Genomic DNA, 17042 nt, shown 5'->3' with positions numbered 1-17042 from the left:
CGAAGAATGCCCGATAATCCTTGCCGGGCGCGGGCGATCCCGGCATCCCTGACCCATCATCAGCGATGGGGGCGGTCATGGCCGAGATTCTGGTTCTGGGTGGGGGAATGGTCGGCGTCTCGACCGCGCTGGCGTGCCAAGCGCGCGGCCATGCGGTGACCCTGATCGAACGCGGCGTGCCGGGGCGCGAGACCAGCTATGGCAATGCCGGCCTGATCCAGACCGAGGCGGTCGAGCCCTATGCCATGCCGCTTTCGCCCGGGGCGCTGTTCCAGATCGCGCTCGGGCGCGGGTTTGACGTGAAATGGACGCCCTCGGGGCTGTTGCCGCAATTCGGGGCGATCCTGTCCTATGCGCGCCATTCGCTGCCCGCGGCGCACCGCCGCGCCTCCGAGGTCTGGGGGCGGCTGATCCGGCAATCGACCGACCGCCACGCGCCCTTGGTCGAGGCCGCGGGCGCGGGCAACATCATCCGCAAGAACGGCTATATCGAGATCCACCGCACCCCCGCCCGCATGGACAAGGCCCGCGCGACGGCGGAACGCGTGCTGTCGGAATTCGGGGTCGAGGCGCGGCTGATGACCGGCGCGGAACTGCGCGCGCTGGAACCCGCGATCAAGGTCACGGTCGAGGGCGCCACCCATTGGTCCGACAGCTGGAACTGCGCCGATCCGGGCGGGCTGGTGGCCAGCTATGCGGCGCTCTTCGAACGGCGCGGCGGTCGGATCGTGAACGGCGATGCGGGCGACCTGCACCGCAAGGGCGCGGGTTGGGCCGCCGACGAGGCCGAGGGGGAACATGCCGTCATCGCCCTTGGGCCGTGGTCGCCGATGCTGACCGGGCGTTATGGTCTGCGCGTGCCGATGGTCTTCAAGCGCGGCTATCACCGGCATTACCATGTCGAACAGGCCCCGAACCACCCGATCGCCGATTTCGGCAATTCGGTCGTCCTGTCGCCCATGCGCCGCGGCCTTCGCATCGCCACGGCGGCCGAGCTGTCGCCCCATCCGCGCCTGTCCCCGCCCCAGCTGAAACATGGGGAAAAGGCCGCGCGGGAGCTGTTCGACATCGGCGCCCCGGTCGAGGCCGAGCCTTGGACCGGCCGCCGCCCCTGCATCCCCGACATGCTGCCCGTGGTGGGGCGCGTGCCGGACCAGCCGAACCTCTGGGCGCATTTCGGGCATGGGCATCAGGGCTTCACCCTGGGCCCCGTCACCGCCGAGATCCTGGCCGAGGAACTGGATGGCGGCGAGGGCTGGGCGCAGCTGTCGCCCGCGCGGTTCCGGCGCGGTTGAATTCCCGCGCCTGCGGGCACATCTTGGGGGCAACGCTGACCCTTCAGGAAACCCATGGGCCATAACAACACCAACGCGCCCGTCGCGCGTCCGATCGAAGTGACCCGCCCCAAGCTGGAGGGCGGCAAGCGCTTCGTCATGCAGTCCGAATTCCAGCCGGCGGGCGACCAGCCCACCGCCATCCGCGAGATCGCGCAGGCCGTGCGCGACGGCGAACGCGATCAGGTCCTGCTGGGCGCGACGGGCACGGGCAAGACCTATACCATGGCCAAGGTCATCGAGGAGACGCAGCGCCCCGCGATCATCCTGGCGCCCAACAAGACGCTGGCCGCCCAGCTCTACGGCGAATTCAAGGGCTTCTTTCCCGACAACGCGGTGGAATATTTCGTCAGCTATTACGATTACTACCAGCCCGAGGCCTATGTGGCCCGCTCTGACACCTATATCGAGAAGGAATCGCAGATCAACGAGGCCATCGACCGGATGCGCCACTCCGCCACGCGGGCGCTGCTGGAACGCGACGACGTGATCATCGTCGCCTCGGTCAGCTGCATCTACGGCATCGGCTCGGTCGAGACCTATTCGGCCATGACCCAGGACATGATCGTGGGCGAAAGCTATGACCAGCGGGAATTCCTGGGCCAGCTGGTCGCCCAGCAATACAAGCGGCTGGACACCTCGTTTCAGCGCGGCAGCTTCCGTGTGCGCGGCGATCTGGTCGAGGTCTGGCCCGCCCACCTGGAGGACCGCGCTTGGCGCTTCGACTTCTTCGGCAACGAGCTGGAGGCGATCACCGAATTCGACCCGCTGACCGGCAAGAAGACCGACGGTTTCAAGCAGATCCGCATCTATGCCAACAGCCACTACGTCACCCCGCGCCCGACGCTGCAGCAGGCGGTCAAGGGCATCAAGGCCGAGCTTCAGGGCCGCCTGAAGCAGCTGCAGGACGAGGGCAAGCTGCTGGAGGCGCAGCGGCTGGAACAGCGCACCAATTTCGACATCGAGATGCTGGAGGCCACCGGCGTCTGCAACGGCATCGAGAACTATTCCCGCTACCTGACCGGCCGCGCGCCCGGCGAGCCGCCCCCCACGCTGTTCGAATTCATCCCTGACAATGCCATCGTCTTTGCCGACGAATCCCATGTCAGCGTGCCGCAGATCGGCGGCATGTACCGGGGCGACTTCCGGCGCAAGTTCACCTTGGCCGAACACGGCTTCCGCCTGCCCAGCTGCATGGACAACCGCCCCCTGAAGTTCGAGGAATGGGACGCGATGCGCCCGCAATCCGTCTTTGTCAGCGCCACCCCCGCGCAATGGGAGATGGACCAGACCGGCGGCGTCTTCGTCGAACAGATCATCCGCCCCACCGGCCTTCTGGATCCCCAGATCGAGATCCGCCCCGTCGAGATGCAGGTCGACGACCTGCTGGACGAGGTGCGCCGCGTCACCGCCGCGGGCTATCGCACGCTGGTCACCACGCTGACCAAGCGCATGGCCGAGGATCTGACCGAATACCTGCACGAGCAGGGCATCAAGATCCGCTACATGCACAGCGACATCGACACGATCGAGCGGATCGAGATCCTGCGCGACCTGCGCCTTGGCGCCTTCGACGTGCTGGTGGGCATCAACCTGCTGCGCGAGGGGTTGGACATTCCCGAATGCGGGCTGGTGGCGATCCTCGATGCCGACAAGGAGGGCTTCCTGCGATCCGAGACTTCGCTGATCCAGACGATCGGGCGGGCGGCGCGGAACGTGGACGGGCGGGTGATCCTCTATGCCGACCGGATCACCGGCAGCATGGAACGCGCCATGGCGGAAACCGAACGCCGCCGCGAAAAGCAGATGGCCTATAACGAGGCCCATGGCATCACCCCCCAGACCGTCCGCAAGAATGTCGAGGATGTGCTGGCGGGCCTGTGGCAGGGCGACACCGATCAGTCGCGCATCACCACCAAGGTGGACAAGCCGCTGATCGGCGCCAACCTGGCCGCCCATCTGGACGCGATGCGCCAGCAGATGCGCAAGGCCGCCGAGAACCTGGAATTCGAGGAAGCGGCGCGCCTGCGCGACGAGGTCAAGCGGCTGGAGGCGGTCGATCTGGCCATCGCCGACGACCCCTTGGCCCGCCAATCTGCCATCGACGAGGCCGCCGAGGCCGCGGTCAGGTCATCGGGCCGGTCCACCGCCGGCCGGGCGGGCCAGCGCGGCGGCAACAAGCGGTCGAAGCGGGGCCGTTAACCGCAGGCGACGCGGGTGATCCAGCCCTTGGCGTCCAAGAACAGGGTCAGCCGCCCGGGCTGGGTGCTGCCGGTCATCATCGCGCCCGGGTTGATCTCGCGCGTGCGCAGGGTGGGGGGCAGGCGCACTTCGCCGATATTGCGCCCGACCAGGGCCTGATGCTGGCTGGGGCTGCATTGCGTGGCCTGCACGTCATAGGGGCTGGCCCCGCAGCCGGCCACGATCAGCACCAGCGCCGGGGCGGCCAAAAGGCCCATGCGCAGGCGGGGTTTGGTTCGGATGGCCATGATGTGGTCCCTTCACATGTGACGGTCTGTCGCTCTGGTGCCAACATGCGCGGCGCGCGCAGGTTCCGAAAGGGCGCGAGGAAACATCCGCCGGGACTTGATCCGCGGGCCCGATTTGACGATATAGCGGGGGACCCAAGGCAAAGGACGACCCATGCTTGTGCGCATCTATCAGCCCGCCCGCACGGCGATGCAGTCCGGCACGGCCCGCATGCGGGGCTGGGTGCTGGAATTCCCGCCCTCGGATGCGCGCGAGATCGATCCGCTGATGGGCTGGACCAGCAGCGCCGACACCCAGAGCCAGGTGCGCCTGCGCTTCGACAGCCGCAAGCAGGCCGAGGATTACGCCCGCGAACACGGCCTGGACTTCGTGGTGCAGGAACCGCAGCGCCGCGCCCAGAACGTGCGCCCGCGCGGCTATGGCGAAAACTTCGCCACCGACCGGCGCGCGCCTTGGACCCATTGATCCGCGCCGGATCGCGTTGCTTTGTCATGGCCGCCCGCGGGCGGCCATTCGCTTTTCGGGATCCGTCATGACCATCACCCATCTCGTCACCCATTCCGGCGGCTTTCACGCGGATGAGCTGCTGTCCTCGGTCGTGCTGACGCGGCTGTTCCCGCAGGCGCGGATCGTCCGGACGCGCGACGCGGCCTGGATCACCCCGGCGCCGGGGCGGGTGATCTATGATGTCGGGCGCGACCATGACCCGGACCGGCTGATCTTCGATCACCATCAGCAGAACCCGCCCTTGCGCGCGGATGGGCGTCCCTTCAGCTCGTTCGGGTTGATCTGGGGGCGGTTCGGGCGCGACTATCTGGCGGCGCTGGCGGTGCCGGCGGCGGATCTGGACGCCGTCCATGCCGAATTCGACGCGGATTTCGTCCTGCCCATCGACCTGGTGGACAATGGCGCCCTGTCGCCGTCCGGGCTCTTGGCGGATTTGTCGCTGCCGATGCTGCTGGAAAGCCTCAAGCCCGTCTTCGACGATCGCGGCCCGGAGGCCGAGGATCAGGCCTTTCACCGCGCCCTGGCCATCGCCCGTGCCTTCGTCGAGGCCGCCATCGCGCGCAAGGCCGCCAAGCGCCGGGCCGAGGGCGTGGTCATCGCCGCCATCGCCGCGGCCGGGACGGGCCGCGTGCTGGAGCTGCCGATGGGCATGCCCTTCCGCGCGGCGATCGACAAGGCGGGGGCGGATCACCTGCTGTTCGTCATCCATCCGCGCGACCGCGATTGGGCGATCACCGGCATCCGCCGCGAGCCCGAGGGGTTCGCTTTGAGGGCCGACCTCCCGCGCGCTTGGGCGGGCCTCACTGATACGGCGTTCGAGGCAGTATCGGGCGTTCCAGGAGCCCTCTTCTGTCACAACGCCTGCTTCATTGCGGTCGCGGCAAATCGACAAGCGGCTCTGCAACTAGCGATGATTGCAGTCCGGAGTGGGGAAGTACCAGTTGCCGATAAGTGCAATTCCGTTTGCCGACCTAGGCTCCAGACTCATTAAGTTTCACAGCCAGAACAAGACGGTTGCGGCGAGCATGATCGCTGAGAAGAACGTTTCCGGGCAGCGGTCATAACGGGTTGCGACGCGCCTCCAGTCCTTCAGACGTCCGAACATGATTTCGATGCGGTTACGCCTTTTGTAACGCCGCTTGTCGTATTTGACGGCCTTCTTGCGGGACCTCCGTCCGGGGATGCAAACCTTTATCCCCTTGTCTTTCAAAGCGTCTCTGAACCAATCAGCGTCGTAGCCCCTGTCGGCCAGAAGCCACTCAGCCTTCGGCAGGCTGCCCAGCAGCGCCGCCGCGCCGGTGTAATCGCTAACCTGGCCGGCCGACATGAAGAACCCGATCGGCCGCCCCTTCGCATCGGCGACAGCGTGCAACTTGGTGTTCATACCGCCTTTGGTGCGCCCGATCTGGCGCCCGCGCCCCCCTTTTTCACCCCAAGGCTCGAGGCCGTGCGGTGTGCCTTGAGATAGGTCGCGTCAATCATGATCGTCTTGTGCTCGGCGCTCTCGGCGGCAAGGCCGACCATGATCCGGGCAAAAACCCCGTTATCGCTCCAGCGCTTCCAGCGGTTGTAGAGGGTTTTGGCCGGGCCGTATTCCTTCGGCGCGTCACACCACCGCAACCCATTACGATTGATGAAAATTATGCCGCTGAGGACGCGACGATCATCGACCCGGGGCTTGCCATGGCTCTTGGGAAAGAACGGTTTCAGACGCTCCATTTGGGCGTCGCTCAGCCAGTAAAGATTACTCATCGATCAGGTCTCCTTGAGGAGCCTGAATCATGCAAAGACCGTAAGATCAATGGGTCTGGAGCCTAAGGACTGGCAGCATGTTGCAATCCGATATCACCGGTGCCTGGAAACGTTCCTCTACGGGATCATGCTCGCCGCAGCCGTCTCGTTCTGGCTGTGAAAACTACTGAGTCTGGACTCTACGATGGCCGCAAATCGCACATGGCGAGTGTTCCGCAACCGGAATAATAGTAGGCTATAATTCAATCTAAAGTTGTTTTTTCGCGGACTGTGGCGCTAACAAGATCGTGACATGAGTGGAAGGTCGGTGACGCATATGGGCATTTTCTCTACGCACCGAAAAACGCCATGACCCGCACGAATGGGGCGACCCCGTCGCAGGATAACGACCCGACCGGGATGCGGCTGCGCATCCTCGCCACCAGCGACCTGCACATGCATCTGATGGCGCATGACTATCTGGCGGACCGGCCCTCCGACAGGCTGGGGCTGGCGCGGACCGCATCGCTGATCCAGGCGCGCCGGGCCGAGGTTTCCGCCTCCATCCTGCTGGACAATGGCGACTTTCTGCAGGGCGGGCCGATGGGTGACCTGGCGGCGCGCAGGCTCGGGGCGCGGGACGGGCCGCATCCGGCCATCGCGGCGATGAACGCGCTGGACTATGATGCGGCGGCCTTGGGCAATCACGATTTCAACTATGGCCTGCCCTTTCTGCGCCGCAGCCTGGCGCGGGCGCGGTTCCCGGCGCTGGCGGCGAACCTGACCCTGCGGCGGGGCCCCGATTTCCCCGCATGGTGCCTGATCCGGCGGGACTTGGTCGATGACCGGGGCGGGCGTCATCCGCTGTGCGTGGGGGTGATCGGCTTTCTGCCCCCCCAGACCGAGGAATGGGACCAGGACCTGCGCGACCAGATGCGCTGTCACGACATCATCCAGACCGCGCAGCGCGCCGTCCCCGCGCTGCGGGCGGCGGGGGCGCAGCTGATCGTGGCCCTGTCCCATAGCGGCATCGGCCCGCCCGACGCCACCCCGCGGATGGAGCATGCCTCGCTGGCGCTGGCCGTCCTGCCCGGCATCGACGTGGTGATCGCGGGCCACACGCATGAGGTCTTTCCCGGCCCCCGCTGGCAGGGGCGCCCGGGGATCGATGCGGATGCGGGGATGCTGGCGGGCAAGCCCGCGGTCATGCCGGGCTTCGGCGGGTCACATCTGGGGGTGATCGACCTGCGCTTCCGGCTGCAGGACGGCATCCCCCGCCTGTCCCACGCGACTAGCCGGGCCGAGGCCGTGCCCCCCGACACACCCATCTGCGACCGCGTGGCGCGGCCCCTGCTGCAGGATCACCGGCGCACGCTGCGCCAGCTCTCGACCCGGATCGGGCGCAGCATGACGCCGCTGAACAGCCATTTCGCGGTGGTGGGCCATGATGCGGGCCTGCGGCTGGTGAACCTGGCGCAGCGCTGGCACGTCAAGCACCGGCTGGAGGGGGGGCCGGACGCGCATCTGCCGGTCCTGTCGGCATCGGCCCCCTATCGCGCGGGCGGGCGGGCGGGGCCGCAGCATTTCACCGACGTGCCGGCGGGGACGCTGTCGCTGCGGCACCTGGCGGATCTCTATTCCTTTCCGAACCGGATCACCGCGATCCGGGTGACGGGGGCGCAGCTGCGCGGCTGGCTGGAACGATCGGCCAGCATCTTTCACCGGCTCGGCCCCGACAGCCGCGACGCGCCGCTGCTGAACCCGGATTTCCCACCCTATAATTTCGACGTGATCGACGGGCTGACCTGGCGGATCGACCTGACCGCCCCGGCGCGGTTCCATCCCGACGGGCGGCTGGCCGATGCCGGGCCGGGCCGGGTGCGCGACCTGTGCTGGGCCGGACGCCCGGTGACCGAGGATCAGCCCTTCGTGCTGGCCACCAATTCCTATCGCCTGGCCAGCTGCGGGCTCTTCAGCCCGTTGGTGGCGCGCAACCGGGTGATCCTGGACCGCGACGCGCTGACCCAGGACGTGCTGCGCCGCTATCTGCGCAGGCGGCGCAGCATCCGCGTGCCGCTGCGGCCCAACTGGTCCTTCCTGCCGGTGCCGGGCGCCACCGCGCTGTTCGACACCGCCCCCGCGGCGCTGGACCGGCCCCTGCCCGATCCCGACCGGATGGAATGCGCGGGCTTGGGGCCCGACGGCTTCGGACGGGTGCGCCTGATCCTTTGACGGGGTTGCATCCGCCGCGCGCCCGTCCTATCTGTGCGCCCGAGAGGTTGGCGCGGGCAGGCGCCTCGCCAAATCGGTCAGGTCCGGAAGGAAGCAGCCGTAACGAGCCCCGCTTGGGTCGCAGTCCAGCCTCTCACCCCATTCCCCCCATTCTCCCCTGCATCATCCGCCACGAAAAAGCCCCGCCGCAGGGTCTGCGACGGGGCGATGTCATGTGGGCTGTGGCGCGATCACTCGCGGTTGCCCATGAACTGCAGCAGGAACATGAACAGGTTCAGGAAGTCCAGATACAGGCGCAACGCACCCATGATCGCGGTCTTGCCCAGAAAATCGGCATCCGAACCGGCCATCTGCAGATAGGTGTTCTTGATGTTCTGCGTGTCATAGGCGGTCAGGCCCGCGAAGATCAGCACGCCGATGACCGAGATCGCGAACTGCATGGCCGAGGAGGCGATGAAGATGTTCACGATCGAGGCCACGATCAGGCCGATCAGGCCCATCAGCAGGAAGGTGCCCCAGCCCGACAGGTCCTTCTTGGTCGTGTAGCCCCAGAGCGACAGGCCCGCGAAGGCGATGGCCGTCACCAGGAAGGTCTGGACGATCGAGAAGGGCGTGTAGACCAGGAAGATCGAGCTGATCGACAGCCCCATCAGCGCGGCGAAGCCATAGAAGACCCCGGTCGCGGCCGACACGGACAGCCGGTTGATCGCGGCGCCGAAGGCAAAGACCATCAGCAGCGGCGCGAACATGATCACCCAGCGCAGCGGCGAGGTGTAGATCGCCGCGCCCAGCGCGGTCAGCTGGCCATCCGCCGTGACGGCGGCGGTCGAGATGCCATAGGCAGCGACGGCAGTCACACCCATGCCGACCGCCATCAGCCCATAAACCTTGTTCATGTAGGCCCGCAGGCCCTCGTCAACCACCGCCTGGCGGGTGCCGACGCCCTGCGCGGTGCGGTAAGTGTTGTAATCTGCCATCGAAAACTCCCCTTGAACGGCGTTCCGGGTCAGGCCCGGCCTGCCCGCAATATCGGATGGTTTTCGCCGATTTTCAATGCTGGACCGACCCGAAATCGCCCGGTTTCACACGCTGTTCACAGGGTTATCACGACCTTGCCCACGCTTTTGCGGTCCCGCAGCAGGCCAAAGCCCCGCGCGACCTGATCCAAGGGCAGCACGTCCCCTGCCACGGGGCTCAGCCGGCCGGCCTCGAACAGGTCGAACAGCGCGCACATGCTGCCCTGCAGGGCCTGGGGATCCAGGCTGCGATAGCCCCCCCAGTAGAATCCGTGAATGGCGATGTTCTTGACCAGCGCATGGTTCAGGGGCAGCGTGGGCGGACGGCCGCCGGCAAAGCCGATGGCCAGGAACCGCCCCCCCGGACGCAGCGCGCCGAAGGCGGCCTCGCCCGGCTCGGCGCCCACGGGGTCATAGACGACATCCGCCCCGCCCAGCGCCCGCAACGCCGCACGCAGATCGGGGCAGTCGGCGCTGTCGATCCCCTCGGCCGCGCCCGCGCGGCGCGCGACCTCCAGCTTGTCGGCCCCGCGCGCCACCGCGACCACATGCGCGCCCATCGCGGCGCCGATCTCGACCGCGGTCAGGCCGACCCCGCCCGCGGCCCCCAGAACGACCAGCCGGTCCCCCTCTGCCAAGCCCCCGCGACCCGCCAAGGCCAGGTGACTGGTCCCATAAGCCACCTGGAACCCCGCCGCCTGGTCCCAGCCCATCGCATCGGGCATCGGCTGGACCGCCTGAGGATCGACCAGCACCTGTTCGGCCATGGTCCCCGGGGCCGAGACGACCACGCGCATCCCCGCCTCCAGCCCCGGGCAGCCGCCGGCCGACAGGATGGTGCCCGCCCCCTCCAGCCCCGGCACGAAGGGCGGGTCGGCAGGTTCCTGATACTGGCCCCGGGCCTTCAGCAGATCCGCGAAATTCAGTGCCGAGGCGGCCATCCGCACCAGCACCCGACCGGCCTGCGGGGCGGGCGCGGGGATGGTGCGGATGACGGGGTCCTGGCCCAGGGCCTCGATCATGGCTGCGCGAATCATGTCGGTCATGGATGGCTTCCTGTCGCTGGTAAGGTCGTTCGCATTCTGTCCGGTGCGCGACACTCGCTGTCAACGCCCGGCGCAAACATGTCTTTCCGGATATGTCGTGACCTGTCTTTTTCGGCAGAACGGGGGGTGTTAACCAAGTTCTCACTCGAAAAGCGAACCTCGCCGCGTTAAGGCATCCCTAGATTGCAAGAGGTCGTGGCAATGAAGCATAGTGTAGATGTTCACGTTGGTAAGCGTATCCGCCATCGCCGCTGGATGATCGGGATGACCCAACAACAGCTGGCCGACAAGGTCGGCATCAAGTTCCAGCAGATCCAGAAATACGAGACCGGGATGAACCGGGTCTCGGCGTCGCGCCTATGGGATATCGCCCGCGCGGTCGACGTGCCCGTCAGCTTCTTCTTCGAGGGGCTGCACGAGGGCGAGGTTCCCGGCGTCATCGAAGGCGACATCTTCGCCGACAAGGAGGCGCTGCAGCTGGTGCGCGCCTATTACGCGATGCCCGAGGCGCAGCGCCGCCAGATCTTCGAGCTGGCGCGGGTCCTGTCCGACGCGGCCTGACTGCCGCGCCCGCCAGAAGGCGGCTGATATCCTGTCGTCCGGCGCCGTGTGACCGCCGGACGACAGCCCCGCGACGGCCTCTGGCCCATCGCCCCGGTTTCGGATTAAACCGTCCCGGACCGTTGGAAGAGGGCCGGCCATGCAGGATCACGCGACCATCATCCGCACCGCCCATCTGATGGCCGATGCGGCACGCGCGGCCATCCTGCCCTGGTTCCGCCATGCAGAGCTGAACGCCGACAACAAGCGCCCCGCCGATTTCGACCCCGTCACCCAGGCCGATCGCGACGCCGAACAGGCGATGCGCGCCGTCCTGGCCCGCCACCGCCCCCAGGACGCCATCCTGGGCGAGGAATTCGGCGCGACCGAGGGCACATCCGGCCTGACCTGGATCCTGGACCCGATCGACGGAACGCGCGCATTTCTCTGCGGCGCGGCAAGCTGGGGCGTGCTGATCGGCCTGTCGGACGGGCGGGACGTGATCTATGGCCTGATCGACCAGCCCTATACCGGCGAACGGTTCGAGGGCGGGCTGGGCCGGGCGCGGCTGACCCGCGGCAATGACGACCGCCCCCTGGCCGTGCGCGCCACGACCGACCTGGCCGCGGCGACGCTGATGACCACCTTTCCCGAAATCGGCACCCCGGCCGAGGCGCAGGCCTTCGGCCGCGTGGCGGGCCGCGTGCGGCTGACCCGCTATGGGCTGGACTGCTATGCCTATGGGCTGCTGGCCTTGGGCCAGGTGGATCTGGTGATCGAGGCGGGCCTGCAGAGCTATGACATCGCCGGACCCATGGCCGTGGTCCGGGCGGCGGGCGGCATCGTCACCGACTGGCAGGGCGGGCCCGCGCATCAGGGCGGCCAGGTGATCGCCGCCGCCACGCCCGCACTGCACCGCGCCGCACTGGACCTGCTGAACGGCTGAGAGGCCACCATCCCACCACCCGAACCGAACGAAGGGGGCATCCATGGCCGAACCGACGCGCAGCGAAAAGACCAGGACCGCACCGGACCGCGACGACGACGATTTCGGCCCCGGCCCCGAGATGCTGGCCCAGATCGACGCCGCCATCGAGGCCGACGACCGGGTCGCGCTGCATGCCTCGCTGGACCCGCTGCATGCCGCCGACATCGCCGACATCATCGAACGCCTGGCCCCCGCCCGGCGGCGCCTGCTGCTGGAGCTCTATGCCGACGAGATCGACGGCGAGATCCTGTCCGAGATCGACGAATCGATCCGCGAGGACGTGGTCGAACAGCTGCCCCGCGGCGTTCTGGCCGATGCCGTGCGCGAGATGGACAGCGACGACGTCGTCGACCTGATCGAGGATCTGGACGAACCCGAACGGGCCGAGATCCTGGCCGCCCTGGACGACAGCGACCGCGCCGCCGTCCAGCAGTCGCTGACCTATCCCGACTATTCCGCCGGCCGCCTGATGCAGTCCGAGGTGGTGACCGCGCCCGAACACTGGACCGTCGGCGACACGATCGACTTCATCCGCGCCGAGGAATGGCTGCCCGAACAGTTCTATCACATCATCCTGGTCGATCCGCGGCGCCATCCGACGGGCTATGTCACGCTCGGGCGGCTGTTGGCGGCGCGGCGCGACATGCCGCTGCGGTCGTTGGCCGAGGACAGCTTCCGCACCGTCAGCGTCATGGCCAAGGATGCCGATGTCGCCTACATGTTCAACCAGTATCACCTGATCTCGGCCCCGGTGGTGGATGCCGATGACCGGCTGGTGGGCGTCATCACCATCGACGACGCCATGGCCGTCCTCGACGAGGAGCACGAGGAGGACATCCTGCGCCTGGCCGGGGTCAATGACGAAAGCCACGTCTCGGACGGGCCGGTCACCACCGCGCGCCAGCGCCTGCCCTGGCTGGTCATCAACCTGTTCACCGCGTCGCTGTCGGCCATCGTCATCACCCAGTTCGAGGCGACGATCGAACAGCTGGTCGCCTTGGCCGCGCTGATGCCCATCGTCGCCTCGACCGGCGGCATCGCGGGCACGCAGTCGCTGGCCGTCGCGGTGCGCGCGCTGGCCACGCGTGACCTGAACCGGTCCAACGCCCGCCGGGTCGTGATGCGCGAACTGGGCGCGGGGATGCTGAACGGGCTGGGGCTGGCGCTGATCCTGGGCCTGGCGGGGACGTTGATCTTCCGCGACGTGAACCTGGGCGTCGTGCTGGGCCTGGCGATGATCGCCAACCAGATCGTCGCGGCGCTTGGCGGGGTGCTGGTGCCCTTGGGCCTGAACAAGATGGGGCTGGACCCGGCCCTGGCCTCGGGAACCTTCGTGACCACGATGACGGATGTGATGGGCTTCTTCGCCTTCCTGGGGCTGGCCACGCTGATCCTGATATGACCGACAAACCCGCCTTGCGCGCCCAGGCCCTGGCCGCCCGCGCGGCCGGGGGGGATGCGGCGGCGCTGGACCGCCACCTGCGCGCGGCCTTGGCGCCCCATGCGGGGGCGGCGCTGGCCGGATACTGGCCGATCCGGGACGAGGCCGATCCCCGCCCCGCCATGCGGGCGCATGACGGCCCGCTGCTGCTGCCCGTGGTCACTGCGCGCGACCACCCCCTGACCTTCCGCCTGTGGCGGGGCGAGCCGCTGGAGCCCGGCCCCCTGGGCACCGCCCACCCCCGGCCCGCTGTCCCGAAGGGCTGCCGCGCGTGGTCATCGTGCCCTTGGCGGGTTATGACGCGGCGGGGCACCGCTTGGGCTATGGCGGGGGGTTCTATGACCGGACGCTGCAGGCGCTGCGGGCGCGGGGGCCGGTGACGGCGATCGGGCTGGCCTTCGCCTGCCAGCAGGTCGGGGCGATTCCCGCGGGTCCCCATGACCAGCCGCTGGATCTGGTCGTCACCGATCGGGGGATCGTGACGCCGGTGGCGAAAAACCGCCCTGCGTGACAGTTTTGCATCGGATGTTGGCAAGTCCGGGACCAGTCCCGGATAAGCCTGTGGACAAGCTGGGGACAGCCCGCGCCATCCCCCTGATATGACGGCCAAAGCACCGATATCCCCCGCCCCCGCATCGCATCCCCCGCCCGCCCTGTGCGCGAATCCGACCCGCGCGGCACGGGCCGCCTGTCAACGGCCAAGCGCCTGCCATGACAGGGTTTTTTGCCTTGATCACAGGGGCTTGGCCCGCCACCCTGCCCGAAAAGCCGACATGGCGCAGCGCGCGCCCGAACGGCAGGGCAAGGCAGGATGACGGTCATGACGATCGAGCGGCGATACACCCTTCGGACCGGCGGTGCCTATGGCGGCATCGCCTTCGCGCAGCGCCCCTGCCCCTCCCATGATCCCGACCTGCCCGCCCCCGCCTGCGACGCCGTCGAGGTCCCCGCCGGCTGGAGCACCACCGCCTGCGACATCCTGATCCGCCGGGCCATGCGCCATCGCGGCGTGCCCGCCCGGCTGATGCCCGTGCCCGAACGCGGCGTGCCGGCCTTCCTGTGGCGCCACGTCCCCGACCATGCCGCGCTGGAGGCCCTGCCCCCGCAGGACCGCCACATCCCGGAGACCAGCGCCCGCCAGGTCTTCGACCGCATGGCCGGGGCCTGGACCTATTGGGGATGGAAGGCGGGCTGCTTTGCCGATGCGGCCGAGGCGCAGGCCTATCTGGACGAGATGCGCCACATGCTGGCCCGCCAGATGGGCGCCCCCGCCATGGGGCAATGGGCGGTGACGGGGCTGCACTGGGCCTATGGCCTCGACTGCCCGGACGAGGGGCATTGGCATGTCGATCCCGGGACCGGCGCTGTGGTGCAATCGGACGACGCCTGGATGCGGCCGTCACTGCTGGACGCGGCGATCCAGTCGGCGCCCGAGGCCGAGGCCATGCCCGACCTGTGGCGCCGCGAGGCCCGCCAGCTGCGCCAAGGCGGCGTCACCGGCACGAATCTGGGCGGGGTCGCGGCGCCGATGGCCGATCTGCTGTCGGCGGGCGATGCGGCGGCTGTTCTGGCCCCCGGCGGCGCGCGCGACCGGGCGGTGATCTGCGACATCGACCATCCTGGCGCCGAGGATCTGATCGCTTGGCGCGTCACCCAGGACGACCGCAGGGCCAGCCGCCGCACCGGCGCGCGTCTGCATCAGGCCCATCTGAACCGCATCCTCGCCGCGATCCGCGCGGGCGGGGCCCAGCCCGACCGCAACCCCGGCTTGGCGCAGGCGATGCGGGACGCGCGCCACGCGATGATCCCGGAGCGGATGCTGCACCGCGCGCTGGAGCTGGCCGATCAGGGCATCTCGGGGATCGAGGTCGATGATGACCGGCCCGTCCCGCCCGGCGCCATGGCGCTGCGGGTGGGCTGCGATTTCATGGCGGCGGCAGGACGCCCCGGCGGCCAGGCGGCGGCGCTGTGGCGCCAGATCGGCCATGCGGCCTGGGCCGCGGGCGATCCGGCCCTGCAGTTCCGCGACCGCATCGCGGCCTGGCACACCTGCCCGCATGACGGCCCGATCCGGGCATCGGCCCCGGCGGGGGATTTCCTGTTTCTGGACGATACGGGCTGCCCCCGGGCCTGGGTGAACCTGGCGGCCTTCTGGTCGGATGGCCGCTTCGATGCCGAGGGCTATGCCCATGCCTGCGGCCTCTGGGCCCTGACATTGGAGATCGGGCATTCGATGACCCGCGCGCCATCCGGCCCGATGGCGCGCAACAGCCACGACTTCCGGCCCCTGGGTCTGGGATACACCAATCTGGGCGGGCTGCTGATGGCGATGGGGTTGGCCTATGACGGCGATGCCGGGCGGGCGGTCTGCGGGGCGGTGACGGCGATCATGACCGGGGCCACCTATCTGCGATCGGCCCGGATCGCCGCGCGGACGGGCCCCTTCGCGGGCTGGGCGCGGAACGGCGCCGCCATGCTGCGGGTGATCGGCCAGCACCGCGCCGCCGCCCAAGGCCTGCCGGTGCAGGGGGCGCAGCCGCTGGATGCCGCGGCCTGCCCCGATCCGGCGCTGATCGGGACGGCCCGCGCGCTCTGGGATCAGGCGGCCGAGCTGGGCCGCCGGCACGGTTTCCGCAACGCCCAGGCCACGGCGATCGCGCCAGCGGGGCCGGTGACCCATCTGCTGGACGCCGACACGGACGGGATCGCCCCCGCGACCGCGCTGGTCCATGACCGCCCCCAGCCCGATGGCAGCCACCGCCGCACCCCCTGCGCCGCGCTGCGCAGCGGGCTGCGGATGCTGGGCCTCGGCTGCGCCGAGGCGCGGGCCGTCACCGCCCATCTGACCGGCCATGCCAGCCTGGCGCGCGCCCCCCATGTGAACCATGCAGCATTGGCCGGCCACGGCTTCGGCCCCGACCAGATCGCCCGGATCGAGGCCGCCCTGACGGGCATCCGCGACATCCGCTGCGTCTTCAACCAATGGACCCTGGGCCGGGATTTCTGCCGCGGCACCTTGGGCATCCCGGAGGAACGGCTGGCCGATTACGGGTTTGACCTGCTGGCGCATCTGGGCTTCACCCCCGCCCAGATCGCGGCCGCCAATGCCCATGTCTGCGGCAGCCCGACCCTGCAGGGCGCCCCGATCACCGCCACCGATGCGGCCGTCTTCGCCTGCGACCTGCCGGCGGGGGCGCATCTGGCGATGATGGCGGCGGCGCAGGGGTTCCTGTCCGGCGGCATCGGCCACAGCCCCGCCCTGCCCGCCCGCAGCACCATCGCCGAGGTCCAGGACCTGCTTCGCCGCGCACTGGCTATGGGCTTAAAGACGCTTCTGATATCGCGAACCGACGTCTCAACCGAAAACACTGGCTTAACTTGGAAGGGTTCGTTTAGCTTCTCCCGGATCGGTCGGCTCGATGACAAGGTCGTGACCAAGGAACTGGAGAGAGGGTATGACGAGACGAGACTTAAGCCGTGAATTTACGACCGAGGCCGACTTGACCTACCCCAGTTCCGTTCCAGTCTTTGAGAGCGATACTCGCCATCAAGGGGACCAGATATGGCAGCGATACGCAGCGACGCGTTCAAGCGGAATGCGGTTCGTAACGAGCTCACCATTTGCCTGACGAGGCATCAGGTCGCATCTGATTTTGGGATCGTACTTTCGAGGCTCGGCAAGTAGGTTCGGGCAGTTTCGGTGGAAGCCAAAGCGCC

15 protein-coding genes and 1 other RNA gene are annotated in these 17042 nt (G+C 68.4%); 12 read left to right on the top strand and 4 right to left on the bottom strand.

What is annotated here, in order from left to right; all coding sequences use genetic code 11:
- The first annotated feature begins 77 nt into the window (after positions 1-77).
- Positions 78-1295, top strand: coding sequence for an NAD(P)/FAD-dependent oxidoreductase (locus JHW48_RS07285; RefSeq protein ID WP_119886499.1), 1218 nt, complete (start codon positions 78-80; stop codon positions 1293-1295).
- A gap of 54 nt (positions 1296-1349) precedes the next feature.
- Complete coding sequence (gene uvrB / locus JHW48_RS07280; protein WP_119886495.1) at positions 1350-3536, top strand: excinuclease ABC subunit UvrB; 2187 nt, start codon at positions 1350-1352, stop codon at positions 3534-3536.
- Here uvrB and JHW48_RS07275 read toward each other — a convergent pair.
- Positions 3533-3823, bottom strand: coding sequence for an I78 family peptidase inhibitor (locus JHW48_RS07275; protein ID WP_119886496.1), 291 nt, complete (start codon positions 3821-3823; stop codon positions 3533-3535). The two genes, uvrB and JHW48_RS07275, sit on opposite strands and share 4 nt — an antisense overlap.
- Before the next feature lie 154 nt (positions 3824-3977).
- On the opposite strand from JHW48_RS07275, the gene JHW48_RS07270 reads away from it, so the two are divergent.
- Positions 3978-4289 (top strand): ETC complex I subunit, encoded by a 312-nt coding sequence (locus tag JHW48_RS07270; protein WP_119886497.1) that lies wholly within the window; start codon positions 3978-3980, stop codon positions 4287-4289.
- A gap of 67 nt (positions 4290-4356) precedes the next feature.
- A complete protein-coding gene (locus JHW48_RS07265) occupies positions 4357-5322 on the top strand; it encodes an MYG1 family protein (protein WP_119886498.1) in 966 nt (321 codons plus the stop codon).
- Between the two features lie 3 nt (positions 5323-5325).
- Here the strand turns inward: JHW48_RS07265 and JHW48_RS07260 are convergent.
- Positions 5326-6083, bottom strand: a protein-coding gene (locus JHW48_RS07260; RefSeq protein WP_272835831.1) for an IS5-like element ISPaes2 family transposase whose coding sequence is annotated in 2 segments (ribosomal slippage) — positions 5326-5759 and positions 5759-6083 — 759 coding nt in all. Because the reading frame shifts where the segments join, the coding sequence is not laid out codon by codon here.
- A 348-nt stretch (positions 6084-6431) separates the two neighbouring features.
- Between JHW48_RS07260 and JHW48_RS07250 the strand changes: the two genes are divergently transcribed.
- Both JHW48_RS07250 and ffs read left to right on the top strand, forming a co-directional pair.
- A complete protein-coding gene (locus JHW48_RS07250) occupies positions 6432-8294 on the top strand; it encodes a bifunctional 2',3'-cyclic-nucleotide 2'-phosphodiesterase/3'-nucleotidase (protein ID WP_272835830.1) in 1863 nt (620 codons plus the stop codon).
- Between the two features lie 41 nt (positions 8295-8335).
- An RNA gene (gene ffs, locus JHW48_RS07245) (signal recognition particle sRNA small type) lies at positions 8336-8432 on the top strand.
- Between the two features lie 92 nt (positions 8433-8524).
- Here ffs and JHW48_RS07240 read toward each other — a convergent pair.
- Together JHW48_RS07240 and JHW48_RS07235 are read right to left on the bottom strand one after the other, a co-directional pair.
- Positions 8525-9271, bottom strand: a complete 747-nt coding sequence (locus JHW48_RS07240; RefSeq protein WP_119887743.1) for a Bax inhibitor-1/YccA family protein — start codon at positions 9269-9271, stop codon at positions 8525-8527.
- A 116-nt stretch (positions 9272-9387) separates the two neighbouring features.
- On the bottom strand, positions 9388-10356 hold the full coding sequence (locus JHW48_RS07235) for an NADPH:quinone oxidoreductase family protein (protein ID WP_119887744.1): 969 nt from the start codon (positions 10354-10356) through the stop codon (positions 9388-9390).
- A 201-nt stretch (positions 10357-10557) separates the two neighbouring features.
- On the opposite strand from JHW48_RS07235, the gene JHW48_RS07230 reads away from it, so the two are divergent.
- The 6 genes from JHW48_RS07230 (at position 10558) to JHW48_RS07210 (ending at position 16806) form a co-directional block, all read left to right on the top strand.
- Positions 10558-10917, top strand: coding sequence for a helix-turn-helix domain-containing protein (locus JHW48_RS07230; protein WP_119887745.1), 360 nt, complete (start codon positions 10558-10560; stop codon positions 10915-10917).
- 139 nt (positions 10918-11056) lie between these two features.
- Positions 11057-11842: an inositol monophosphatase family protein gene (locus tag JHW48_RS07225; protein ID WP_119887746.1), complete on the top strand. Its 786-nt coding sequence runs from the start codon at positions 11057-11059 to the stop codon at positions 11840-11842.
- 121 nt (positions 11843-11963) lie between these two features.
- On the top strand, positions 11964-13286 hold the full coding sequence (gene mgtE / locus JHW48_RS07220) for a magnesium transporter (protein ID WP_119887747.1): 1323 nt from the start codon (positions 11964-11966) through the stop codon (positions 13284-13286).
- Positions 13283-13705 (top strand): 5-formyltetrahydrofolate cyclo-ligase, encoded by a 423-nt coding sequence (locus JHW48_RS07215; RefSeq protein ID WP_336390908.1) that lies wholly within the window; start codon positions 13283-13285, stop codon positions 13703-13705. Before mgtE ends, JHW48_RS07215 begins: the two co-directional genes overlap by 4 nt.
- On the top strand, positions 13597-13836 hold the full coding sequence (locus JHW48_RS18570; RefSeq protein ID WP_336390904.1) for a 5-formyltetrahydrofolate cyclo-ligase: 240 nt from the start codon (positions 13597-13599) through the stop codon (positions 13834-13836). The genes JHW48_RS07215 and JHW48_RS18570 overlap by 109 nt, the downstream gene beginning before the upstream one ends.
- A 300-nt stretch (positions 13837-14136) precedes the next feature.
- Complete coding sequence (locus JHW48_RS07210) at positions 14137-16806, top strand: vitamin B12-dependent ribonucleotide reductase (protein ID WP_272835829.1); 2670 nt, start codon at positions 14137-14139, stop codon at positions 16804-16806.
- Positions 16807-17042 lie beyond the last annotated feature (236 nt).

This window comes from Paracoccus aestuarii, from assembly GCF_028553885.1.
Lineage (GTDB): Bacteria > Pseudomonadota > Alphaproteobacteria > Rhodobacterales > Rhodobacteraceae > Paracoccus > Paracoccus aestuarii.
The sequence above is the reverse complement of the archived record's forward strand: the minus strand, read 5'-3'. Positions and strand labels throughout refer to the sequence as shown.

Coding starts and splice junctions, on each gene's coding strand:
- JHW48_RS07285 (WP_119886499.1), top strand. CDS start 78: ATGGCCGAGATTCTGGTTCTGGGTGGGGGAATGGTCGGCGTCTCGACC.
- uvrB (WP_119886495.1), top strand. CDS start 1,350: ATGGGCCATAACAACACCAACGCGCCCGTCGCGCGTCCGATCGAAGTG.
- JHW48_RS07275 (WP_119886496.1), bottom strand. CDS start 3,823: ATGGCCATCCGAACCAAACCCCGCCTGCGCATGGGCCTTTTGGCCGCC.
- JHW48_RS07270 (WP_119886497.1), top strand. CDS start 3,978: ATGCTTGTGCGCATCTATCAGCCCGCCCGCACGGCGATGCAGTCCGGC.
- JHW48_RS07265 (WP_119886498.1), top strand. CDS start 4,357: ATGACCATCACCCATCTCGTCACCCATTCCGGCGGCTTTCACGCGGAT.
- JHW48_RS07250 (WP_272835830.1), top strand. CDS start 6,432: ATGACCCGCACGAATGGGGCGACCCCGTCGCAGGATAACGACCCGACC.
- JHW48_RS07240 (WP_119887743.1), bottom strand. CDS start 9,271: ATGGCAGATTACAACACTTACCGCACCGCGCAGGGCGTCGGCACCCGC.
- JHW48_RS07235 (WP_119887744.1), bottom strand. CDS start 10,356: ATGACCGACATGATTCGCGCAGCCATGATCGAGGCCCTGGGCCAGGAC.
- JHW48_RS07230 (WP_119887745.1), top strand. CDS start 10,558: ATGAAGCATAGTGTAGATGTTCACGTTGGTAAGCGTATCCGCCATCGC.
- JHW48_RS07225 (WP_119887746.1), top strand. CDS start 11,057: ATGCAGGATCACGCGACCATCATCCGCACCGCCCATCTGATGGCCGAT.
- mgtE (WP_119887747.1), top strand. CDS start 11,964: ATGCTGGCCCAGATCGACGCCGCCATCGAGGCCGACGACCGGGTCGCG.
- JHW48_RS07215 (WP_336390908.1), top strand. CDS start 13,283: ATGACCGACAAACCCGCCTTGCGCGCCCAGGCCCTGGCCGCCCGCGCG.
- JHW48_RS07210 (WP_272835829.1), top strand. CDS start 14,137: ATGACGGTCATGACGATCGAGCGGCGATACACCCTTCGGACCGGCGGT.